Source organism: Paraburkholderia sp. FW306-2-2C-D06C, from assembly GCF_058781505.1.
The window spans coordinates 93,848-117,215 of the sequence record NZ_JBYSWU010000007.1 but is presented as its reverse complement, the minus strand read 5'-3'; the positions used below and the strand labels follow the sequence as shown (position 1 = coordinate 117,215).

The 23,368-nt window shown below is 60.2% G+C and carries 18 protein-coding genes and 5 pseudogenes; 15 read left to right on the top strand and 8 right to left on the bottom strand.

The features are described 5' to 3' along the window. Positions 1-157 precede the first annotated feature (157 nt). Positions 158-1,801: a hypothetical protein gene (locus AC3WLT_RS07625; protein WP_492591283.1), complete on the top strand. Its 1,644-nt coding sequence runs from the start codon at positions 158-160 to the stop codon at positions 1,799-1,801. 340 nt (positions 1,802-2,141) lie between these two features. Next, the gene (locus tag AC3WLT_RS07620; RefSeq protein WP_492591282.1) at positions 2,142-2,906 is read left to right on the top strand and encodes a ParA family protein; all 765 of its coding nucleotides are present in this window, start codon (positions 2,142-2,144) and stop codon (positions 2,904-2,906) included. Between the two features lie 166 nt (positions 2,907-3,072). On the opposite strand, the gene AC3WLT_RS07615 is transcribed toward AC3WLT_RS07620, so the two are convergent. From AC3WLT_RS07615 to AC3WLT_RS07595, 5 genes are all read right to left on the bottom strand, one after another. Then, entirely contained in the window at positions 3,073-3,783 is a 711-nt protein-coding gene (locus AC3WLT_RS07615; RefSeq protein WP_492591281.1) for an ABC transporter ATP-binding protein, read from the bottom strand. Between the two features lie 82 nt (positions 3,784-3,865). Then, complete coding sequence (locus tag AC3WLT_RS07610; protein ID WP_492591280.1) at positions 3,866-4,615, bottom strand: ABC transporter ATP-binding protein; 750 nt, start codon at positions 4,613-4,615, stop codon at positions 3,866-3,868. Continuing rightward, on the bottom strand, positions 4,612-5,571 hold the full coding sequence (locus tag AC3WLT_RS07605) for a branched-chain amino acid ABC transporter permease (protein WP_492591279.1): 960 nt from the start codon (positions 5,569-5,571) through the stop codon (positions 4,612-4,614). The genes AC3WLT_RS07610 and AC3WLT_RS07605 overlap by 4 nt, the downstream gene beginning before the upstream one ends. After that, positions 5,568-6,437: a branched-chain amino acid ABC transporter permease gene (locus tag AC3WLT_RS07600; protein WP_492591278.1), complete on the bottom strand. Its 870-nt coding sequence runs from the start codon at positions 6,435-6,437 to the stop codon at positions 5,568-5,570. Before AC3WLT_RS07600 ends, AC3WLT_RS07605 begins: the two co-directional genes overlap by 4 nt. Before the next feature lie 131 nt (positions 6,438-6,568). Then, positions 6,569-7,831: an ABC transporter substrate-binding protein gene (locus tag AC3WLT_RS07595; protein WP_492591277.1), complete on the bottom strand. Its 1,263-nt coding sequence runs from the start codon at positions 7,829-7,831 to the stop codon at positions 6,569-6,571. Positions 7,832-8,031: 200 nt separating this feature from the next. On the opposite strand from AC3WLT_RS07595, the pseudogene AC3WLT_RS07590 reads away from it, so the two are divergent. From AC3WLT_RS07590 to AC3WLT_RS07575, 4 genes and pseudogenes are all read left to right on the top strand, one after another. Next, positions 8,032-8,427, top strand: a pseudogene (locus AC3WLT_RS07590) (MBL fold metallo-hydrolase); the annotation flags it as partial. 462 nt (positions 8,428-8,889) lie between these two features. Then, positions 8,890-10,704, top strand: coding sequence for a S10 family serine carboxypeptidase-like protein (locus tag AC3WLT_RS07585; protein ID WP_492591276.1), 1,815 nt, complete (start codon positions 8,890-8,892; stop codon positions 10,702-10,704). A 56-nt stretch (positions 10,705-10,760) separates the two neighbouring features. After that, positions 10,761-11,153 (top strand): 2-oxoglutarate dehydrogenase, encoded by a 393-nt coding sequence (locus AC3WLT_RS07580; protein ID WP_492591275.1) that lies wholly within the window; start codon positions 10,761-10,763, stop codon positions 11,151-11,153. Positions 11,154-11,265: 112 nt separating this feature from the next. Further along, positions 11,266-11,556: pseudogene (locus tag AC3WLT_RS07575) on the top strand (IS6 family transposase); the annotation flags it as partial. Here the strand turns inward: AC3WLT_RS07575 and AC3WLT_RS07570 are convergent. Beyond that, positions 11,556-11,663 (bottom strand): annotated as a pseudogene (locus tag AC3WLT_RS07570) (type VI secretion system contractile sheath domain-containing protein); the annotation flags it as partial. The pseudogenes AC3WLT_RS07575 and AC3WLT_RS07570 sit on opposite strands and share 1 nt — an antisense overlap. Continuing rightward, positions 11,663-11,821, bottom strand: a pseudogene (locus tag AC3WLT_RS07565) (type VI secretion system contractile sheath small subunit); the annotation flags it as partial. The pseudogenes AC3WLT_RS07565 and AC3WLT_RS07570, both read right to left, overlap by 1 nt. A gap of 267 nt (positions 11,822-12,088) precedes the next feature. Here AC3WLT_RS07565 and AC3WLT_RS07560 point away from each other — a divergent pair. The 7 genes and pseudogenes from AC3WLT_RS07560 to tssJ all read left to right on the top strand — a co-directional run. Then, positions 12,089-14,584: a type VI secretion system Vgr family protein gene (locus AC3WLT_RS07560; RefSeq protein ID WP_492591274.1), complete on the top strand. Its 2,496-nt coding sequence runs from the start codon at positions 12,089-12,091 to the stop codon at positions 14,582-14,584. 64 nt (positions 14,585-14,648) lie between these two features. Further along, on the top strand, positions 14,649-16,220 hold the full coding sequence (locus AC3WLT_RS07555) for an alpha/beta hydrolase (protein ID WP_492591273.1): 1,572 nt from the start codon (positions 14,649-14,651) through the stop codon (positions 16,218-16,220). A 92-nt stretch (positions 16,221-16,312) separates the two neighbouring features. Beyond that, a complete protein-coding gene (locus AC3WLT_RS07550) occupies positions 16,313-17,284 on the top strand; it encodes a T6SS immunity protein Tli4 family protein (RefSeq protein WP_492591272.1) in 972 nt (323 codons plus the stop codon). Positions 17,285-17,303: 19 nt separating this feature from the next. Continuing rightward, complete coding sequence (locus tag AC3WLT_RS07545) at positions 17,304-18,599, top strand: hypothetical protein (protein ID WP_492591271.1); 1,296 nt, start codon at positions 17,304-17,306, stop codon at positions 18,597-18,599. Positions 18,600-18,682: 83 nt separating this feature from the next. Continuing rightward, on the top strand, positions 18,683-18,970 hold the full coding sequence (locus AC3WLT_RS07540; protein WP_492591353.1) for a PAAR domain-containing protein: 288 nt from the start codon (positions 18,683-18,685) through the stop codon (positions 18,968-18,970). A gap of 95 nt (positions 18,971-19,065) precedes the next feature. Beyond that, the gene (locus tag AC3WLT_RS07535; RefSeq protein ID WP_492591270.1) at positions 19,066-19,431 is read left to right on the top strand and encodes a hypothetical protein; all 366 of its coding nucleotides are present in this window, start codon (positions 19,066-19,068) and stop codon (positions 19,429-19,431) included. 42 nt (positions 19,432-19,473) lie between these two features. Continuing rightward, positions 19,474-19,662 (top strand): annotated as a pseudogene (gene tssJ, locus AC3WLT_RS07530) (type VI secretion system lipoprotein TssJ); the annotation flags it as partial. A 122-nt stretch (positions 19,663-19,784) separates the two neighbouring features. Here the strand turns inward: tssJ and AC3WLT_RS07525 are convergent. Continuing rightward, on the bottom strand, positions 19,785-20,477 hold the full coding sequence (locus AC3WLT_RS07525) for a phosphatase PAP2 family protein (RefSeq protein ID WP_492591269.1): 693 nt from the start codon (positions 20,475-20,477) through the stop codon (positions 19,785-19,787). Between the two features lie 504 nt (positions 20,478-20,981). On the opposite strand from AC3WLT_RS07525, the gene AC3WLT_RS07520 reads away from it, so the two are divergent. Both AC3WLT_RS07520 and AC3WLT_RS07515 read left to right on the top strand, forming a co-directional pair. Next, positions 20,982-21,152, top strand: a complete 171-nt coding sequence (locus AC3WLT_RS07520; protein ID WP_492591268.1) for a hypothetical protein — start codon at positions 20,982-20,984, stop codon at positions 21,150-21,152. 27 nt (positions 21,153-21,179) lie between these two features. After that, positions 21,180-23,294, top strand: a complete 2,115-nt coding sequence (locus AC3WLT_RS07515; protein ID WP_492591267.1) for a phosphocholine-specific phospholipase C — start codon at positions 21,180-21,182, stop codon at positions 23,292-23,294. Positions 23,295-23,368: the final 74 nt, after the last annotated feature.

The window sequence follows — 23,368 nt, the reverse complement described above, 5'->3', positions numbered from 1 at the left end:
GCGAACCGCCGGATCGTCCGGCGCAACGATCGGCGTGCATCGCCTGCCGTTCATCTGCAAGCACCGTTCGGTTCGCTGTCCCGCATATGGTTTCGCCGCGCCCCCCCTCCCGGATGCCCCGTGGCCGCAATATCTCAACTACGCGACATTGCCGGATATGCCCATGTTCAATCCTCGAATCCAGAACCCGTCGTCTAATCCGCAGCCGGTATCGGGCATCCCGCCCGAATCGCCGGACCACGTGACCGGTCCGAACGCGTCCTCGTCCCGCCGCGCGTCGTCGTCCGACGCAGCGCTGGAGCCGCTTGCGCATGCGCCCATCAGGACGGCCGCCGCCGGACATGCGCAGCGCGGCCAGGCGCTCGCACGGCTCAAGCAGATGAGCGCCGCGGCGCCCCCGCCGCCCCCCATCAATCCGTGGAACATGCTGCTGCACGGGCTGAAGTCCGGCGACGCCGGGGCGGCCTATGCCGGCGCGCTGGCGGGCGCCGGATCGCCGGGCCCGCTGCCCGCCCCGCATCCGACCGTTCTGCGCGAGCTTCAGGCGCTGCGCCGTTCGCCCGCCTGGCGGGACGTGGCGGCCCGCATTCAGTCTCACGAAGGCTTCGGGCATCTCAGCCTGCGCGGCGTCGCCCGGATGATCGAGATCGCGAAGCCGTTCGGCACCTCCAAATCATGGGCGCGCGAAGCGACGACCAAGGGCGTGTTCGACGCCGCGTTCGCCGGAAGGATCTTCGGCAGCGCCGAACGCTATGCGTCCGGAATCGAATCGGATCCCGAATTGAGCCATCTGCGCGCAACGCCGCCGTCGCAGTGGAATGCACGGCAGCGTGAGCAGGGGATCGACGCATTCGGCCGGCACGTCAACGACGCGTTCGGCATCCGGAGCAAGGTCCGGTACGCGGGCGAGCAGTCGGTCGCCGACGAAGGCTCGCTGATGAAAACCTACGACCGCAGTGCCCGCGTCGACGTGTTCGACCCCGCGTTCCGCCACGGCTTCCTGACGCTGGCCGAAGGCGTGTTCCACGAGGCCGTCCACGTTCGGCAGCACGCGCAAGACTTCGACGCCGATACGCTGCAACTGCTGAAGCTGTCGCCAGAGCCCCGGACGCGCTACGACGCCACGGTCGGACTGATCGAGAGTATGGCTTACCGGTCGGGGCTGATCGCCGCGCTGAGCCTGATCCGGCGCTCGGACACCGGCTCCTTCCTGGGTCACGTCGCGTCGAAACTCGAGGCCGCGCCGCAGGATCCGTGGGTGCTTCTGCGCACCGAACTCGCGGCCCAGACGGGTCGAGACCTGCACGGACTCGTCGCGATGCACGACGGCCGCATCATCACGCGCGGCGATGCGGCGGACGTGCTGCAATCCATTCATGAAATCTGTTCGCAAGGCCAGCACGGCAACCATGGCCGCCTCATCGCAAAGGCTCTGTGGGGTGTGTGGCCCGATGCGGCGAAGATGCTGGGCGAGGATCACCGCGACGCCGACGTGCTCAAGGATTTCGAACGCACGCTGGACGCCGCGTGCGGGGGCCGTTTGCATTTGTCGGGTCTGCAGCTGCTCGGTCGGCACGGGATATCGGAGCAGATCATCCGCCCGGCTCATGAGAAAGGTACGTTGGGCCGAGGCCTGAAACTGGTCGCGCAGAAGTCCACTCCGCTCGAAATGCTGCGGATCCGGCACGCCCTGCAATTCGTGCTCGGCGAGACGGGCGTTCGCTCGTATGCGGACGAGTTTGGCCTGCCGCCGCTCCCGCAACAAGCGGCGCAGCCCAGCTCCTCCCGATCGCCGGCTTAGAGACGGTTTCACCAAGATCGTTGAGTGCAGGGAGTGCAACTGCGTCTCGACACCGGTGCAGAAGCTGGAACCGCACTTTGTGAGCCCGCTCCAATTCGTTGTCGGCGCCTTGAGCTTACTAGTGGACAGGAGCTCGCTCGCCTGTAACTGCGACCACTGGCCGCGTAGAAGTATCGACGTTAAAAACGGCGACAGTCTCGGCCAGCCTAATCGCCTGAGTTTCATGCTCTCGGCCGCGGCCGGGAGACTCCTCAACCAGTGCCGCATTCTGCTGGGTGACTTGGTCTGGTTTTGACATTATGCTGAGCGCTTTTGGACAGCTTCCGTTCAGGGGGAGAATATGCGGCGCGTCGTATTCAATCAGAAAGGTGGCGTAGGCAAATCGACCATTGTATGCAACCTGGCGGCAATCAGCGCCAGCGAAGGTATGCGCACACTGGTCATCGACCTGGATGCTCAGGCGAATTCAAGCCAATACCTGCTCGGCTCGCAGGCCGGCGAGGTCAACCCCACCGTCGCGGGTTTCTTTGAAACCGCGTTGACGTTCAGCTTCAGGCCTGTGGAAGTCACGTCGTTCATTCATCCGACGCCGTTTGAGAACCTCGACGTCATGCCCGCTCATCCTGATCTGGACACGTTGCATGGCAAACTGGAATCACGTTACAAGATCTACAAGTTACGTGACGCGCTGAACGAGCTCGACATGTATGACGCGATTTATATCGACACGCCGCCTGCGTTGAACTTCTACACACGCTCCGCGCTGATCGCGGTCGAGCGTTGCCTGATTCCGTTCGACTGTGATGATTTTTCCCGTCGCGCGCTTTACACGTTGTTGGAAAACGTGAAGGAGATCCAGCAGGATCACAACGTCACGCTGGAGGTGGAAGGGATTGTCATCAACCAGTTTCAGCCTCGCGCGAGCTTGCCCCAGAAACTGGTCGATGAGCTGGTTGGTGAGGGCCTGCCGGTGCTGGCTTCGCGCCTGTCGTCGTCCGTGAAGATCCGCGAATCGCATCAGCAGGCAACACCCCTCATTCATCTCGATCCGGGAGACAAACTTTCGCAGGAATATCGGGCTTTGCATCGTGAATTGGCCGAATAAGGGGGAGTCAGCGGACGGCCACCCGCAGCCTCTCTCCGGACATTGATCGATGCCCTGGCACGGACGTTTGAACGTCTACACAGATGCGGCGGATTCAACCGGTGGATGTAATTGTTTGCTGGAATCGTTCGGCTGACGTTTGCGTGCCGGCCCGCTACGAGGGCGGTCACTGCTCCGCGCTGGCGCCGGTTAGGGCGCGTACCCGACTTTCATCGGCGGCGAGCGCGCGCGCATCTCCCGAATAGACGATGCCGCCATCGTCCAGCACGTAAGCATAGTCGGCAATCTCGAGACTCACGCGTGCATTCTGTTCGACCAGCAGTACCGAAATCCCCTCATCGCGCATCTGCGACACGACTCGAAACACCTCCCGAACGATCAGCGGGGCCAGGCCTTGCGATGGCTCGTCGAGAATGAGCAGCCGGGGATTGAGCAGGAGTGCGCGGGCAATCGACAGCATCTCCTGTTCGCCGCCGGAGAGCAGGCGCCCGCGGCTGAACTTGCGCTCGGCCAGGCGTGGAAACAGCTCGTAGATCCGCGCGATCGTCCACGGTCCGCCGCGCTCCAGCGGGACCTTCAGATTTTCCTCGACACTGAGATTGGCGAAGATTCTTCGCCCCTCGGGCACGTAGCCGACGCCGCTCGCGGCGATCTGGAAGGTCGGCCAACGCGTGGTATCCGCCCCGAAGATCGTCACGCGTCCCTGGCGCGCGGGCGTCAAACCGACGAGGGTACGCAAGGTCGTGGTCTTGCCGGCGCCGTTGCGGCCGAGCAATGCCGTGATCCGGCCTTCTTCGACCTCCAGGCTCACGCCATGCAGGATGTGGCTCTTGCCGTAGTAGGTATGCAGCCTTTCGGCGGTCAGTGCGGCGGTCATTTGAGCCCCCACGCTCGGCACTTCGTGTCCTCGCTGCCCCCCGAGGGGGTGTGAGCTTGCTTGGAGCGGTCCGGCGCGGCGCTCATGCTGCGTTACCCAGATAGGCGGCCTGTACGGCCTCGTTCGAAGCGATCTGCTCCGGCGAGCCTTCGGCGAGGACGCTGCCCTGGTCGAGCACCGTGATTCGATCGGCCAGATGGAAGACCACGCGCATGTCATGCTCGATCAGCACGATGGTGAAATTGCCGTCGCTGTGCAGGCGGCGCACGAGCTGCGTAATCTCATGAGTCTCCTGATCGCCCATGCCGGCGGTGGGCTCGTCGAGCAGCAACAGGCGCGGCCGCAGCGCCAGCGCCATCGCGATTTCGGCAACCCGCTGGTCACCGTGCGGCAGTTCTCCGACCAGCCGGTGCGATTTGCCGGCAAGACCCGTGAGCTCGAGCGTCTCCTCGACGTGACGGCGAACCCGCGCCCGCCCGGTGCTGCTGATCCACGGGCGCAGGCGAAAACCCTCCGTCACTTCCGCACTGATGCGCACGTTCTCGAATACCGTCAGTTCGGGAAAAATCTCGGTGATCTGGAACGTGCGGGCGATGCCGGCCGCAACGCGCCGATACGCAGGAAGCGCCGTGATGTCGAGACCGTCGAACACGATGGTTCCCATGCTCGGCGGGAAAAAGCCGCTGATGAGATTGAAGAAAGTGGTCTTGCCGGCGCCGTTCGGTCCGATGACGGCGCGCAGCTCGCCCTTCTCGACCGTGAGCGATACGTCGCGCACCGCGGCCAGGCTGCCGAAGCGCTTGCTGAGGTGCCTGACTTCGAGCACGCTCATGAGTCGCTCCTGCGCTGAATGAAGCCGAGCAGCCCGCGTGGGAAAAACAGCACGATCGCGACGAACAGCATGCCGACGAACGACATCCAATTGACCGTGATGCTCGAAAGATAATCCTGCAGCACGACGAATACCGCGGCGCCGAGCAGCGGTCCCCACAAGCTGCGCATGCCGCCCATGACCGCCATCATTACGAAATCGCCCGACTGGCTGTAATGCAGCCCGCGCGGATCGGCAAAGTTGTTCAGGAGAGCGTAGAGCGCACCGGCGAACCCCATGAAGAAGCAGGACACCGTGAAGGCGATCCAGATATGCTGATCGACGGGAATGCCGAGAAAGCGTGCCCGCCGCTCATTTTCGCGGATTGCGATCATGGTGCGCCCGAACGGGGAGCGCAGGATGAAACCCATCACGCCGATCACCAGCGTAAGGCAGAACAGCACGAAGTAGTAGAACGCGTTGGCGTTCGACAGGATGTCGATCCGGGCGACGCCGAGATCGAGCGGCTGGCGCGAAAAGCCGCGCAACCCGTCGTCGCCGCCGGTGACGGAGCTCCATTGGAAGGCGATGTAGTAGAAGACCTGCCCGAAGGCGATGGTGACCATCGCGAAGTAGACGCCGCGTCGCCGGGCGATGAGCGCGCCCAGCAGTGTGCCGGCAATGCCGCCGAGCAGCGTGCCGCACAGCAGCGCGAGCGGCGTGCTCGGTGCGAGAAACTTCAGCGCCAGGCCGGCGCCATAGGCGCCGAGCCCGAAATACGCCGCGTGTCCGAAGGACAGCACACCGGTGAAGCCGAGCAGGAAGTTCACCGACATGGCTGCCAGTCCGAGTACGAGCACGCGCGTGCCGAGCGCGGTGTAGCCGCCGAGCAGCGGCATCCAGTAGGGCGCCAGCAGGAGCACTGCCCAGAGTGCTGCGATGACGGGCAGTCGGGGAGGGTGGCGGTATTCGCTCATGTCATCATGCCTTCTTCGCCGAGCAGGCCACGCGGCCGGATCAGCAGGACCACGGCCATCAGCACGTACATGATGGCCTCGCTCGCCGCGGGGACGAACACCGCGGTGATGCCCGAGGCGACGCCGATCAGCAGGCCGCCGAGCAGCGTACCGGTGAGGCTGCCCACCCCGCCGACGATGATGGCGATGAAGCTCGGCATCAGGAGGCCGGTTCCCATCGTCGGCTCCAGCCCGAGCTGGCCCGCGGCGAGCACGCCGCTCAGACCGGCGAGAAAGATGCCGACGGCGAAATTGAGCGCGCGCAGCCTGCCCACGTTGATGCCGAGCGCCGCGACGGTCTCGAGGTCGAGCGTGCCGGCCCGGATGCGTATGCCGAGCCGGCTGTAGCGCAACAGCATGAAGAGCAGTGCAACCGCGATGGTGACGGTGCAGACCATGAACAGGCGGTAGCCGGTGATGAAGAAGAGTTCGTTGCTCAATGACAGCGCCAGCGCGGGCGGAATGGTCACGGGCTTGCCCTGCGCACCCCAGATGAAGCGGGTGCCGTCCTCGATCATGAAGGCGAGGCCGAACGTCAGCAGCAGGCTGTAGAGCGGATCGCGTCCGTAGACTCGCCGGATGAGCACCCGCTCGACAGCGAGACCGATGACGGCCGTGCACATCGGCGCGATCAGCAATGCACCCCAGAACCCGACATACGGCGTGATCGTATAGGCAATGTAGCCGCCGATCACGAGAAAGCCGCCATGGGCGAAGTTGATTACGTTGCTCAAGTTGAGAATGAGCGACAGGCCAAGCGCCATCAGTACGTAAAACGCGCCGATGATCAGCCCGTTGGTGACGTTGAAAAGGAGTAGTTGAGTCATCGGCCGCTCATGTCCTGACGCAATCCGCGCACGAGCCGCGTCGGGCAGCTTGGGCCGCTGTGTTGCCGCGCATGCGTGGCAAGTTTATGGCAACGGTTTCCGGCACGCCCGCGCCGACCTTGTCCTCGGGATCAGACCGGCCACTGCAGCTTGCAGCCGGTCGCAGCTTCGGGCGGCGCAGTCTTGTCGCCGGCGACCACGCGCTCGACACGAAACAGATCCTCCGGGTCGCCCGCCGGCTGAGACAGCGCTTCGCCGACGAACGAGGAGGTCATCAGCTGATGGTCTCCCTTGCGGTAGTAGCACTTGTTGGGCTGCAGCTTGACGTTATCCGCGAGTTCGAACCCGCCGAGCGCCTCGGCGAGCTTTTTCGCATCGAGGCTCTTTTCCTTGTTGGCGACCGCGGCAAGCGTATGAACCGACGTGTAGCCGAACCAGTGGCGTGCAGTGGGGACTTTGCCGCCATTCATCTTGCGGATGTCGGCGACGAACTTCTCGACGCCCGGGACACCCGGTTGTTTCCAGTACCACTCGAACATCCAGAAGCCGACGCGCGCCTCCGGCGGCATCGCCTCGAGCGATTCGAGCTCCTGCTGAAGCCCGGCAATGTGGATCTGCTTTCCGATGCCGAACTGCGCGATCTGCTTCAGGCAGTTGACCATGTCGGAACCTTGCGGCAGCACCAGCAGAACATCGGGGTTGGCGGCGCGCGCCTTGATCAGGTACGCGGAGAAATCGGTCGTGCCGAGCGGCGTGAGCTCGTTGCCGGTCATCGTGCCGCCGAGCCTTTGCAAATCCGCCAGCGCGGCCTTCTGCAGCGTATGGCCGAAGGCGTAGTCCGGCGTAATGAAATGCCACTTCTTGCCGTACTTGGTGAAGAGGAGGTCCGCGACCGCGTTGGCCTCCATGCTGGTCGTATTGCAGACGCGAAATACGTTCCACTTGCAATCGCTGCCGGTGATCGTGTCGGTGTGGCCGCCCGAGACGATGTGCAACACCTTCTTCTCGTTGGTGACCTGGGCGATTGCCTGGGCGACGCCGGAATTCACGTCGCCGATCAGGAACGTGACCTGATCACGATCGATCAGCTTGCGCGCCTTCTGCACGCCGGTGCCGACGTCGTTCGCCGAGTCTTCCACCAGTAGCTCGATGGGGCGCCCGAGAATGCCGCCGTTGGCGTTGACCTGCTGCGCGGCGAGCCTGGCGCCCGTCACTTCATTCTGTGCAACCGCAGCATAAACGCCGGTCAACGGATCGACCATGCCGATGCGCAGCGGCGTCTCGCCACGTGCCTTGATGATGAAGGGCGAGGCGAGCTGCAACGCTGCAGCAGCAGCGACCCCCTTGAGCACCGTGCGACGGCGAACGGCGCGGATATGACTCGGAGCTTTCATAGGGGTTCTCCCTGATTTTTTCACGTCGAACCGGTCAAACGCCTGAATCCTGAACCGAAACGTGAGCATCCTCGGTCAACACAATCTTGATCTTGTTGGATGGGATCCACAAGTCCTCGTTATCCCGCCGGCCGGCTAACGGATATCCATTTTCGCGAGATACCAACGACGGGTTGGAGCCGATATCCGTCTCTCTCTTCGGAGATAGTGTCTTTAACCTGGGTGCCGAGGTGCTGGACGTAGGCAGCGCACGCTGCGACTTTCCGGGCGGCGATGCGCATGCGCTTTATCGCTCAGCACACAAACTATTGTCGCTGCCGGAAGAGACGCGGCTCTATATGTGTCATGACTATCCGCCGCAGTCGCGTCAACCGTGGTGGCAAACCACCGTAGCCGAGCAGCGTAAAAGCAATATTCATCTGCATGACGACAGCTCCGAAGAGGCGTTCGTCGCGATGCGCACTGCACGCGTCCGGACTCTTGATATGCCTACGCTCATTCTTCCCGCCGTGCAGGTCAACATTCATGCAGGCTCATTGCCTGAGCCCTACGATAACGGCACACGCTATCTGAAGATCCCGCTCGACGCGTTATAGAGCCTGCATAGGGAACGCCTCCGCGTTGCCACGATAGCGGTCGATTCACAACGCTGTCCAACTCTAACATTTAGCAAACTGAACTATTTTTCCTGTAATAAAAATCGGGAGAATTTACATCGACTCGTCGACACCGGTATGTTCGATAGCAACTGTGTTATGGAATTACGGAAATACGGCGATTCCTTGACAAACGCGCACTGCGTCACCTATTTTTCATCTGCCGCCAATTACGAATATTTACCTGCAAGTAATCTCCCTAGAAGAACTTGAATATTCAATCCAGATATTTAGATATTCTAAGCAAAGGGCATAGCTTATTGAATCTATGCTCTTTGAAATAAGTTGGCTCTCAACCGCTGTCTGCCTGCGATGCAACGCGAGTGTCCTGAGCTCAGACGCATTTCTTCGGCGATCGCGGCCTTTGTAAAAAGGTAGCTAAACTCAGCACCGAGGATAGAGATGAAACGAGACGAGGGTCTTACCGGCAGTCACCATCATCGGCAACACGGGTTGTCGGGTTTAGGAGCTTTAGTGATCCTGATGATGCTTCTCGGAGGATGTGGAGGAACGGACGGCGGTTCGTCGACGAATACGGCCGCAGCCATGCAACAGACGGCGAACCAGCAGTCTGCCGGACAAACGCAGTCGCAGACGGCCAATCAGACCTACATCGATCCAGTTGCCTATTCGGCCAATGCCAAAGACGGCCTGGATCCGTCCCAGGTCTCGGAGAATGCGGCAGTCATGCACTACCAGTGGCCGTTCGGCCGGACGCCGGTCAATTACACGACCACGACCGGCCATTTGACGGCCGCCGACTCGAAGGGCAACCCCGAAGCCACGATGTCCTACGTCGCGTATACCGCACCGGGTGCGAACGGTTCATCGCGGCCTGTCACCTTTATCTATAACGGTGGGCCGGGGTCGTCCTCGATCTGGTTGCGTCTCGGATCATTTGCGCCGACGCGGGTCGCTACATCCGACCCGGTCTTCGGGAACTGGCCCAATTACCCGCTGGTCGACAATGAAGAAAGCCTGATCGACACCACGGACATGGTGTTTATCGATCCGCCAGGAACCGGGCTTTCTGAGGCGATTCTGCCTAACACGAACCAGAAGTTCTGGAGCACCGATGCGGATGTCAACATCATCCGCGATTTCATCGAGCGCTATCTGACGGCTAATAATCGCAGCAGCTCTCCGATTTATCTGTATGGCGAGTCTTACGGGACACCGCGCACCGATATGCTGGCATTGGCGCTGGAATCCGCGGGCATCCATCTAACGGGGATCGTGCTTCAGTCGGCAATCCTGAATTACTTTGCGGATGCGATCGAAGCTGTCGCCATCACGAACTCGTCCAGCGCGCTCGCACTCGATACGGATACCCTGGCTGGATATTTTCCGGGCTACGCGGCAGTTGCGGCCTACTATAACCAGGCCTCGCCGGCGCCGATCAATCAGGATCTTTATGCGCTGCAGACGGAGCTGTTCGTCACGGCTGAATACAATCGGCTCAGGAGGTTTTCGCAGTCGTGGGTGCTCAGTCAGCTTGGCATCCCGGATGCATTGGGTACACCGGTATTCCCCCGTCCGGCAACGCTTCAGGCGTGGACGATTCCATCCGGTCTGACCCTGCAGGCGCTGCAAGGCTACTTCAATGTCAATCCTTTCTCGAACACCCTCATACCCGGCACGACGATAGGCCGGTACGACGGACGTGTGTCGTTGCCGAATTCAGATCCGCGATTGCAAAACGACTCCGATCCATCCGATATTCTGATCTCGCAGCCGTTCACGACGGCGCTGGCGACACAGATGCCTGACTATCTTGGGTATTCGGCGCCCAATGCGACTTACATGCCGTTGAACGACACTATCATTCAGGTCTGGGACTTCTCGCATGACGGCCAGCCTCTGCCCGATACGATCCCTGATCTGCTAGGTGCGCTGACGCTGAACCCGCACCTCCGGGTCCTCTCGGAAAACGGCCTTCATGATCTGGCAACGCCGTTCTTCAATACCGAGAAACAGCTGGCGCGGCTTCAGACGGTACCTGGCCTCAATCCGGACTTGCAGGTCAACTTCTTCCAGGGCGGCCACATGACTTATCTGGATGACGGCGCTCGCCCGCGGATGAAGCGGGATCTGGTGCGCTTCTATCGGGGCACACCGCTTCCGGATGCGCTCGCGCTCTGGACCCTGCCGCCACCGTGGCGCGACGAAAGCCCCGCCAATCAGCCAACCACCACGGCACAAGCGACGACGCCGTGACCGATGGGATGCGACTCGTCCGTGGTACTCCGTTCACTCTATCAATGCGAGTAATCATGTCTCTTTTCGATATGTTGCGGCGTATTTCCCCATTGATCGTCTTGGGCTGCTTTGTCGGCAGCGCGCATGCGCTGCCGCCTCAAGCGGTGGCGCCCGCGACTCCGCCTGGCGGAGCCAAGGGAGTCGATGGGCCGTTCTTTCCGCAGAACCGTGCTGCGCCCATCACGCCGTCGACCGGCACAACACTGCAGCAGCAGGCCCAGCAGCGACTCGAAGCGAGGTTGGGGGCAAACTCCGCTCTTGGCAACGGCGCGGCGGTGACGAAGGCGCAGGCGCAAACCCAGGGTCTCGGCTATGTCGCCAAGCACTTCGACCAGATCGATACAAGCCATAAGGGGAGCGTGACGATGAGCGACGTCAGACAGTATCTTCAGCAACAAGGCCGGTAGCGAATCGGCGCCGCTCGATTGACCTCAGGATTACCCACATCTGCGGGCTCTGGTGCAAATAGCGCGGTCGAAACGGTTGCAGTTTCGGGCTGAGCGAATTTGAGATCCGACGATGAATAAGTTTAAGAGTCTGGAGGAGTTGTTCGCAGGGCGGCACTTTGATCGCGAGGTGATCATCCTCTGTGTTCGCTGGTACCTACGCTACAAGCTCAGCCTGCGAGATCTGGTGGAAATGATGGCCGAGCGAGGACTGTCGCTGGCGCACACCACGATCTTGCGTTGGGTGAAGCGCTATTCGCCCGAATTCGTCAAACGCTGGAACAGTTTTGGCACGCCCAGCGGTCAATCCTGGCGTGTCGATGAGACGTATATCAAACTGCGCGGCAAATGGGTCTATCTTTACACGTCGAGCACTTCAATCCTGACGTTCTTGCGGAAGTCGGTGCGATCGACGAGGAACTTCAGTCCACGCCATGCCGACTCGATCTGCTGGAACGTTTCGTTGTGCAACGCTCGGCCTGTGCCCGCGTGTCCTGACCGTTGCTGTAGTCGCCCATCACCAGCAGCTTGAGTGGCAGCTCGACCTTCTTCTGTGCCCCACCCGTGTGCAGGTCCAGCTTGATGTTAACTCTGGCCTTCGGCACCTCATTCTGAAAGCTTCCACTCATCTTCAAATTCTGATAATTTTGAGATAACGGTAAGTACAACAAAGATTGAAATGCAGATTAATACCCCGCAACGATATGCGACGGATATCGGATAAATCTGAATTTATGAGAAAGATTGTCAAAATGCAGAAGTTCGTATGAATAATCACGAAGGCACCTTCACAGCGACCTGAAAAGCGTTTACTTTTGGTCCCCAACACGCGCTTTGAGTCGAATGGACCCCAGTCCGGAAATTCGATAGGAGCGCTGACAATGGGAACGTGAACGATGGCCGATCCGCTTGACGCCCTGAAAGAAGTCCCCCTGGGGGATAGAGTCGAGAAGTATGCGAAGGACCTGAAGACCCTGACGGGAAGGCAGTCGTACTTCCTTGACGTGCCAGGCACCGCGAACGCCATGGACCTGTCGGTTGTGTCCTTCAAGGCGGTTGAGCGAATGGGCGACCCGTATCGGATCACCATCGAGCTTACGCACCCGGACAGCCTCACGCGAGGCGACTATCTCGGAAAGGATGCAACCTTCACAATCGATCCGGCCGATGGCACTGAGCCGCGCGTGTTCGCCGGCTGTATCACGCGCTTCAGCAAGACGAAGACGACGAAGGATTTCAGCAGCTACCGGATCGTGGTCGAGGCGCACATCGCGCGCCTGAGGCTCACGCGCACCAGCCGCATCTACCAGCAGCAGACCGCCCCGCAGATCATCGAGGCGATCTTGCGCCGCCACGACTTCAAGGGCCACCAGTTCGTCTTCAACCTGCGCCGCCAGTATCCGCAGCACCCGTTCCGTTTTCAGTACCAAACGACGGATTTAGGGTATATCCAGATCCTGATGCAGAAAGAAGGGATCTACAGCTATATCGTGCCGGGCAAGCATGGCGACGTGGTGGTGTTCTCCGACGATATCGACCACTACATCTATCAGCCGGAACTGAAGGTGCCGTACCGCGAGAAGGCTGGCCTGGAAGCCGGAATCGAAGCGGTCTTTGCTCTGGAGATGCACGCACACACGGTGCCGCAGTCGATCCTTGTGGCCGATTACAACCCCGATCAGGCGTGGGAGCGGTTCAAGGCTGACGCGAACGTCGCGAAGAAGGACACGACGACTTACGGGCAGCCGTACATCTACGGTACGCATCACCTTGACCAGAACGGCGCGCAGTGGGAAGCCCAGCTGCGCCATGAGGCCGAGATCGCCTGGCAGGTCATCTACGAGGGCGAGAGCAATGTGCTTGATGTGCGCCCGGCGCGCGTGCTACACATGGACGAGGATCTGCCCGATGCGCCCAACGGCCAGGTAATCATCGAGGTCACGCATACAGGGGCGCGTGATCAGGCGTATCGAAACAGCTACAAGGCGATCCCGGCCGACCGGCGCTTCCGGCTGAAGCTCGAAGAGCACACGTGGCCGAAGATCACCGGCACGCTGAGCGCCCGGGTGACTTCGCCCAGCAACTACGAGTACGCGTACCTGACGCAGCAGGGCTACTACACGGTGCGCTTCGACCTGGATTTCGATGAATGGAATCCGGGTGGTGAAAGCGTGCCGCTGCGGCTGGCCAAGCCCTTCGCGGGCCGCTTGCAGACCGGGTTCCACTTCCCGGCGCTGCACGGTGACGAAGCCGTGCTGGAATTTAGAGATGGGGATCCAGATAAACCTTACATCTCGCAATTCCATCACCACAGCCAGGCCGTGGACCTGATCACCAATCAGGACCGGTGGCTCTCGCGCAACGTGATCCGTACGCAGGCAAACAGCAAGCTGCGCATGGAGGACTGGAAGGGGTACGAGAGCATCAAGCTTTCCACCGAGCATTCGGGCAAGAGCCAGCTGAATCTCGGCTACCTGGTTGATTCGAAGAAGCAGAAGCGCGGTGAGGGCTTCGAGCTTCGCACGTCGGGGTGGGGGGCAATCCGCGGTGGAAAGGGGCTGTTACTTTCCGCCGACGATCAACCGAACGCAAATGGCCAGCAACTCGATATGGAAGCCGCGAAGGGGCTGCTTCAGCAGGCCCTGCAGCAAAGCGAGGCGCTAGCCGGGGCCGCGAAGGCGGCGCAGGCGATTGGAGCCGACTATGACAGGCAGGCGGCACTTCTCAACGATACGCTGCACCAACTCCAGAAGGCCGGAATTGTTGTCAGTGCACCGGCTGGTATGGCGCTGGCATCGGGCTCCGATCTGCAACTGACTGCTGCTGAAAACCTGATCGCGACCTCAGGCGGTCACGCCGATTTCAGCGTGCTCAAACGGTTTACCGTTTCGGCAGGTGAACTTGTATCCGTGTTCGCGCAGAAACTTGGCATCAAGCTGTTTGCGGCAAAGGGCAAGGTCGAGATTCAGGCGCAGAGCGACGAGATGCGCCTGCTCTCGGACAAGAACATGACGATTACCAGTGCCAATGGGCGCGTCGTGATCGAGGCCAAGGAAGAGTTGCTGTTGAAGTGCGGCGGGTCCTACTTTCGCATGTCGTCAACGGGCATTGAGGATGGCACGCGCGGCGACCGGACCATCAGGTCGGCCGCGTTCAGCCGGCAGGGACCGTCGTCGCTGGCCGAATCGATGAACACGTGGAAGCACGCGAATTTCGATGAGCAATATGCGCTGCAGTGGCCCTTCGATGGACAGCCCGTCAGCAACCGGAAGTTCTCAATTGTTCGGGAAGACGGGAGCGTGATCCGCGGCGTCACCGATGCCGAGGGGAAGACCGGTTTGCAGAAGAGCCTCTTTGTGGATGGGTTGCGGTTGCGCATTGATCCAGAATGACCGGCTAACGGCCCACAGCCAAACTACACCATGAACGAACAGAAGCCAATCGGAGCGACTCCGTATGACTACCGTTGAACGCATCATTCCAGCCAAAATTGCCGACGATGGCTCGGTGCACTATTCCTCCGTTATGTCGCCGTCCGACGACAGCATCGCTGTATGTCACATGGTGCCCGACAGGATCATCCCGGTAATTTTTGTACCCGGAGTAATGGGTACCAACCTGATGAGTTCCACTTCAAAGCCAGTATGGCTTGCCAACAGCACGTGGAGCGTACTGAAAGACTGGGGCGGCAGAGGCGCGGACAAGCGGAAGCAGATCCTTGATCCTCAAAAAACAACCGTATACAGCGGAGGCACTATCCCCCAGGGGACGGGGCAAACCGATGCGGAGTTACGGCGCCGGGGCTGGGGAGAGGTCGGCAACATGAGCTACGGAACATTTTTGCCGTGGCTAGAGAACGCCCTGAACGACGCAGCTTGTGCACGTGAGGGGGTGCGCGCCGGGCTGATGAAACAGCTTGTCGCGCAATCACCTGGCGTCGATCTGCTCAGTCATGATGAAGTGGCCATGTCGTACAAGTATCAATTTCCGGTTCACGCGGTCGGCTACAACTGGCTGCAATCGAATGCTGTTTCTGCGAAGCGGCTGGATCTGAAGATCCGCGAATTCATGAAGCATTACCAAGATAAAGGTTTCATGTGCAACTACGTCATCATCGTGACGCATTCGATGGGCGGCCTGGTCGCGAGGTACTACTCCGAAGTCGATAACCATCGCGCGAACGTGTTAGGCATCGTGCACGGCGTGATGCCTGCAACGGGGTCCGCAACCGCTTACAAACGTGTGAAGGCGGGCACCGAAATGCCGGCCGGCCTGGCATTGGGCTCAGATGCCGCTCAGATGACGGCCGTATTCGCTCAGGCGCCGGGACCCCTTCAACTTCTTCCGAGTCTGGAATATGGAATGAATTGGCTCAAGATCAGGGATGGCCAGAAGCTGGCTAGTCTGCCTACGACGGATCCATACAGTGAGATTTACGTCAAACGGGGCATGTGGTGGAGTCTGTGCGATGACAAGCTGATCAATCCGCTGGATCGAAAAAAGCAGACAATAGGACAGGATTGGGCCGCCTATGAACAGCTCATTAAAAATGAAGTGTTGCTTTTTCATAAGGCGCTCGCCGGACCAGACAGAAGTGGCCTGTATCACGGCAACACCTATGCTTTCTATGGTGACGACCCGAAGCACAGTACGTGGGGAGATGTTGTCTGGAAGCGGAGAATCGCCCCGTACTACGAAAGTCGAGGCGGTATGCCGAAAATGGATAACCCACTCGACGGGAATGTGATTTCTGGCGACGGGAAAGGATTTGTTGGCCTCAAGTCCAATAGCGACGGAAAGCCCGATCTCGCGCTTTTCGATCTCCAACCGGCAGGTGACAACGGCGACGGTACGGTACCGATACGTTCAGGGCGAGCTCCCGGACGGCGAGTCAAGGCCTGCGTGCCGTTTCCAGGTGTCGATCATGAGGGCGCCTACAAGGAACGTGCGCAGCAACTCTTTGCACTATGGGCGGTTACCAGGATCGCGTACACGGTGAGATATACGGATATGGCCTACAAGACATGAAACTCATACCGATCCTGTCGATCGCAGTTCTGACACTGTGCCTGACCTCATGTAACAAAACTAGGCCCCTGACACCACAGGAGAAAACAGTCGTGAACCAACTTACCGCCAAGCTGAACCCACATTGCGTGGGCCGCTATCTGATCGATATGCCGGAAGGCGTGCTGACTTTCGGCGGAGTCGATATCCTGGGAGTATCAGTCAAGGCGACGCCGATGGCGCAGGATGAATACGAACGAGAAATGGCGGCCCGTGAAGCAACCCTTAAATCGACCAGAAGCGTGCTGGGATATCGATTTCTTTATGAATATGGCGAGGCGCAACCAAAAGGCACACGGTATTTTATCCATCTGGCGAGCGACAATGATCCCGGCGATGTGAGCCGACTCATTGAAGCCTACAAGTGGGATTCGGGCTATCAGATCAAGCTGCAGATTGAGGCTACGGATTACACCAATTCAAAGTTCAAGGACGAACCAGTTATCAAGAACAGTTCCTTCAAGACCGACGTTCCGGAAAAGTCCCGCCTGATTTTTGATCTGCTGGCAAGGGTTCGTGGTCGCCCCGAGAACGATATCCCGACCGGGCCGGGAGTGTGTTTTCTCGGCGGGTTCCTGCCGGGTAAGGCGGGCGGTCAGGAAAACCTGACGCTACAGTTTGTGCTGCCCGACCGGCCTGACGTGAGCTTCGACCTCCAGACGGATACCAATATCCAGGAATCGACGAGTCTGCTGGAGCGAGGTGCCAGCATCAATGAGGTACTCAAGCACAACAACGGCCGCACGATTCGAAAGGGACCGGTGGACTTACCTGGAATGCAGGCGGAAGAATGGCTGATGGCGGGAACGACGACGCTGGACATACCCGGACATCATCTGATGCTGGAGGCGAATTCGAAGACCGGCAGTCCCGAGACTCCGTTGGTGAGTCTGGATATGGACACAGGATCAGTAAATAACGTGCTGCAGGATCATATCGACAAAGCCTCACTGACTGAAGGCGAAGCTGTTGCATTGTGGGATGCGGTGTCGAGGACGCTGCGTCCTCGCGAGAACGGCTTCTGATCTGCGGCGCGTACCAGACATGGCCGTTGATTATTCGCTACTTCCACCTGAAGAACCTCTCCCAGTCAATCCGCCGTCGCGGCTTGTCTGGACAATCGTGTTTTTCGTGCTGGTACTGACCGGGGTGTTTGCGGCGCTGCTGCTCTGGCCGAAAAACCTGCCGACGCACACGTGGAAATTCTGGACGTGTCTGGTCTTCTTTCCTGTGGGTATTCCGACGTTGGTTGTCATGCGCCGGTTCAGCCATTACGAAGGCCGCAAGCTGGACGTCGCCCTGCGCAACGAAGCGACCCACGAATTTAACGACGACGTCTTTGCGGTGGCGAGTCTCCCGCTTGCACTGGTCGGCACCGCGTACCGCTTTTCGGCTGATCACGTGGAGAATGCCGTTGAAAGCGTACGTGCAGGTTCCGTAAAGCTCAAGACCCAGGAGCCAATCGCGCGTGATGGCGAACCTGCGAAGGTTCGCTGGCTCGCGGCGCCCGAAGTGACACTCCGGGCGGGTGGAAAAGAAGACGACCGCAACCGGCAGGAGCAGGTGACGAAATGGCTGTTCAACGAACTGCTTGACGCACTCGCGAGCCAGATTCAGGCATTACCGTCGCGGCTCGATCTTGGCGTGCATCTTTCGGTGTCGGGTGGGCTGACTCATCAGGAAAACGAGACGTTGTGGAACGGATGCTGGCGTCGGCACCAATTTCGCCATGCAAGCGTCGCTGAGCCTGCTACAGAGCCTGCAGATCTCATGTCGCTCGACCTATGGCTCGATAAGGTGATCGAGGCACGGGACCGACAGGCGAGGTTGATCGTCGCGGTTCAGTTGCATCCCCTGCTGAGCCGTTCGGCACCGGCCGGTACCGCGGAAGCAGGCGTCGCGCTGTTGCTAGTGCCAGACACCTTGGCCAGTGAGCACGAGCTCACCCGCACAGCAAATCTGTATCGACCGGTAAGGGGGGCGCTCAAGGAGTCGAGTGAAGCATTATCAAAGACCCTTAAATGGGCGAACGTCGCCGCTACGGATATTCCGGGCGGCTGGCAGACCGGCCTCAATGCTACGCAGGCAGGAATGTTCCGCGAGCCTGCGGTCAAGCTCGGGCTGACTGCGCGGGCAACCGATCTCGACCAGACGGTCGGCGACGCCGGCATCGCTGCAGTTTGGCTCGCAGTCGCCTGTGCGGCATCGTCGCTGTCAGGCGATGCCGCAAGCCAGATCATCCTGGCGGGGCAAGGCGAGAGCGTCGACTGTGCTGTGCTGCTGCGAGTGCCCGGTGAGAAGGAATCCGGAAGCGCGGCGGCTCGGACTGCAGTCGCGTGAAATCACGACGGGTGCGAAGGCACAGCGTGCCGAACCGATCCGGTATCCATGGCCGCGAGACGGCAAACAGGGAGCAGATGATGGTGAGACGTTACGACATCCTGAAAGGCGACAGGACAACGGCAGGTGGAACCGTCGAAGGCGGCGACTCCAACGACATGGTGGGTGATCGCGAGCAGGCTTACGAAGATGATCCAGTGTGGTGCCCGGCCTGCGACACCATGGGACGGATTGTCTGTGTTGGACCTCGACAGTCGATGACCGCGCCTGACGGTCGCGAGGGTGCACTGAGCGATGACCTTTGCGTCTGCCTGTGCAATCCGAGCCCGCTGCTGATCCCGTCCCAGTACACGTCGTACATGGATGTCTGATCGATTGCGGTGAAGTTGTTTTTCGGTTACGCCTTGACGATGCTGCGCGTCCCGGGGGCAAGCCACACACACGAAATGAAGGTGTTTTCAGAATAATGAAGAAGCTGCCGTTAGACCTTATCTCGATACTGATCCTTGCGTTGCTGGTCGCGGGAGCAATATTGATCTGGGGCGACTACGCGGGCATCAAGACACCTGAAGCGCGAAGCGTCGCGCTGGGCGCCATGGTGCTGGCAATCATCGCGTCGTTTGACCGTCTGGGCCGATGGTCGGATGCCGTACGCGCACTGGGAAAATGCTTGCATTTTCGCAAACCGGAGATGGCAGGCACGACGCAGGACAGCGTTCTCTCGACCAGGGACGCGAAAAGTCGTCCCCTAACGTCTTCGATCCGCTTCGCCATGAACTGCGGCACGAACATGGCTTTCGCTGGCGCTATCGCCGCCCTTGGCTACTGCTGACCGGCGACGATGCGACGATCGGCCGACTGCTGCCCGAACAGCGCAGATCTGCTCGCGACGAAGGATGTCGTGCTGCGTCCGGATGCGAGCGCGAGCGTCAGCGAACCGATGAACAGCGACGCGGAGTATGTCGGCGTCGTCGCATTCTTCCTCGACGCCGGCAGGGATTCCATCTGGAAGCTGGTTGTGCCAAAGAAACAGTGGAAAAAGACCGACCCGGTGAAGATCGAGGGATTGACAGGGGCGCCGGTTGTGTCCAGCCGGCGCCCCTGTGTTGTCTGGAGATATTGACCGTCCGCTTTCGAGGTGCGTGAACGCGGTGGTTGGACCTGTCGAACTCGGCGCGCAAACAATCACAGCGCTTTATACGCAAAGCTCGCGAACTTCCGTAGTTCGTCGAACTGAGTGACCAGTTCTAGACACAGGACGAACGCCAGCATCGCAGACGGTCCTGGATAGCGTTCAATCCATCGCAACGATTGAGTCGCATAACGCGTTCTAACGGACTCCCGAGTCATGACGTAAGTAATGGCGATCCCAATCGCGGCCCCCGCAAGCAAATCGGTCGGGTAGTGATAGCCGAGATAAGCGCGCGGAATGCAGATGAAGATCACCGTGTACAGGAGCGCCAGCGCACCCACTCGGCGCCAGACAATGAAAATGCCTGTCGCGATCGACATCCACAGCATGGCGTGATCGCTCGGGAACGAACTCCACCCTGTCAGCATGGCGTCCCGTGCCGAGCTGGATGCGAAGTGCAGATGCAGGTTGGGGTCGTAGAGAGGACGCTCCCGGAATGGCAACAAATCGGCGAGAAGTCTTCCGGTGGCGAGTGCCAACATGCCGCTCACGATCGTGGAGATGACTATTTCGCGCTGCCATTCGCGACGCTCGCCAGGTTGGAACCATATCCACCACAAGATGGGGATGAGCACGAGGCCCTTGAACGAGTACAGATCTGCGACGGCTCTTATTGCATGGTTGAGCAGGGGGCCAAAGTTTGGCCTTGTTAGAAATGTCTCGATGACCGTATCGAAGCTGTTCATTTTTTATAGACAATATGTGAGCAGGACAAGCAGAACGGGCGCCGCCTTCTTACTTGAGGGCGCTTGGACAGCAAGTCACCGCGAACATGAAAGCGATCAATTCAGCATAAACCATTCCCTGCGATCCGGTAAGGACGGTAATCGTCTGACAGAGGCGGAACTGCCAACCAGCAAAGCGCGGCAGATCATAAGCAATCGATTGCTTTCCAGGTTCGATACCAACCCGGCGCACGCACAATCCACAGCCGCCCAGGCGCTAGCTGGCGCGTGGATCATCGCGATGCTGGGCCGGGCGCCGATGCTGACCTCGGCACGGCTTCGACATCGATAGTCAGATATCAAGTCAATGCCGTTGGAAGGACGAACCTGCCTTCATCCGCCTGCTTTCCAGCAAGACACTCGCATGTAACAAACCGAAATTATCTTCTCGGCACCGCATGTGCCTGAGCGCATGCGGTCGTCGACGCGCGATCGCGTCCGCCTGTCATTTTCACGGAGATACTCATGCCGACGTCGGCATTTCGGCTATTCGCGCTCATTGGCCTCTTTGCGGCAACAACGCTGCTCGGCGCGTGCGGCAACAGTGTCGATCCGCCCAAGGCGGCGTGCGGCAACGCCGCTGTCGCCAACGCTCGCATGAGCTGCCCGCCGGGCTTCGTCCCGCCCGCCTCCTGACATCGGAATTCAAACCAGGTCCATCGCATGGTCGTCAAAACTCGTCGAGATTTTCTGAAGCTGTCCGCCGGACTCGCCGGCGCGACAGCCGCCACCACCCTGTTTCCTGAATCGATTCGCAAGGCGCTGGCCATCGAGCCGAGTTCGGTCGCCGGCACGATCCAGGATGTGCAGCACATCGTCGTCTTCATGCAGGAAAACCGTTCGTTCGATCATTATCTCGGTCACCTGAGCGGCGTGCGCGGCTATAACGACCGCTTCCCCGTGACACTGCCGAACGGCCAGCCGGTGTGGTTCCAGCCGCGTCAGGAGGATCCGGCGAAAGTGATCGCGCCGTTCCGGTACGACACGAGCAATCCGAATGTCAACGCGCAGTGTATCGGCGGCCTGCCGCACACGTGGAGCACCACGCACGGCGCGATCGACAGCGGCCGCGCCGACAAGTGGGCCGTGCAGAAGACCAACATGACGATGGGCTATCACGTGCGCGAGGACATTCCGTTCCACTACGCGCTCGCCGATGCCTTCACGGTGTGCGACAACTACTTCTGTTCGATTCCGGGCAACACGCACCCGAACCGCATGTATCTGATGACGGGGATGGTCGATCCGCTCGGCACGGGCGGTGGCCCGCTGCTCGACAATACCGACTTCATCGACAACCAGTTCGACAGCATCAAACTGCAGCCCTTCAACTGGACTACCTATCCCGAGCGGCTGGAGGCGGCCGGCATCTCGTGGCAGATCTATCAGCAGGGCACCGGCTTCGACAACTTCAACGGCAACTACGGCACGAACATGCTGGCCTCGTTCCAGAACTTCGTGAATGCGCCGGCCGGTTCGTCGCTGCAAACCCGGGGGATGAGCACGCGCACGCTGACGCAATTGAAAGCCGACGTGCAAGCCAATGCGTTGCCGCAGGTGTCGTGGCTGTTGCCGCCTGCCGCCTATTCGGAGCATCCGAAATTCACGCCGCTCTACGGCGCCAATTACATTTCCACTATTCTCGATGCGCTGACGTCGAATCCCGACGTATGGAGCAAGACCGTCCTCTTCATCATGTATGACGAAAACGACGGTTTCTTCGATCACGTCGTGCCGCCGCAAGCACCGACGCTGCCGGGCTCGGGCATGAGCACGGTGGACATCACGCTCGAACGGCATAACGTCGTGACCCCGACGCAGGCCAGCACGTACACCGCCGACAACCTGCCGTACGGCCTCGGGCCGCGCGTACCGATGACGGTCGTGTCGCCGTGGTCGAAGGGTGGTTTCGTGTGTTCGCAGGTGTTCGATCACACGTCGGTGCTGCAATTCATCGAAAAGCGCTTCGGCGTAGTCGAAACCAATATCTCGCCGTGGCGCCGCGCGATCTGCGGCGATCTCACTACGGCGCTCGACTTCTCGAAGCCGGACCCGACGGTGCCTTCGCTGCCGAGTACTCAAACGTACGTCGCTCAGGCCGACACGCAATGCGCGCGCTCGACGGCTCAGGCCGCGCCGGCCAGCACCGCCCAGCAGGTCGTGGCGGCGCAGGAGCCGGGCACGCGGCCCGCGCGTGCGCTGCCGTACGAGTTGCATGTGAACGGTCAGTTGCAGTCGCAAGGGTATGCGCTGACGTTTGCCAACACCGGCAAGCAAGGCGCGCATTTCTGGGTATATACGGGCGACCCGACGGCGATGCCGCGTCGCTACACCGTCGAGGCCGGCAAGCAGCTGACCGATACGTGGACGTTCGACGCAAACGGCAATTACATGGTCAACGTCTACGGCCCGAATGGATATTTCCGGCGCTTCGCGGGATCGTCCAGCGCAGAGGCCACGGCCAGGCCGGACGTCGTGACGTGTTACGACGTGGCCAACGGCAGCGTCTATGTCACCGTGTCCAACGCGGGGACCACGCCGCTCACGGTCACCGCGGCCGACCTCGCGTATGGCCAGCCGCCGGTGACGTTGGCGGTGCCGGCAGGCCAGAGCGTGGAGGCCCACTGGGACCTTTCATGCAGCAATCAGTGGTATGACTTTCAGCTGACAGCTGCTGGCAATGCAAGCTGGTTGCGGCGCATTGCGGGTCACGTCGAGACCGGCAAGCCGAGCATGACCGATCCGGCCGCGACTGCGCCAGTGACGAAGGCGATTTGAGGGCCTAGGTTAAGGATTCATTTCATCGTCGAAACTGACAAAGTCTATTTGACATTTGGCGACAAGGTGTCGAG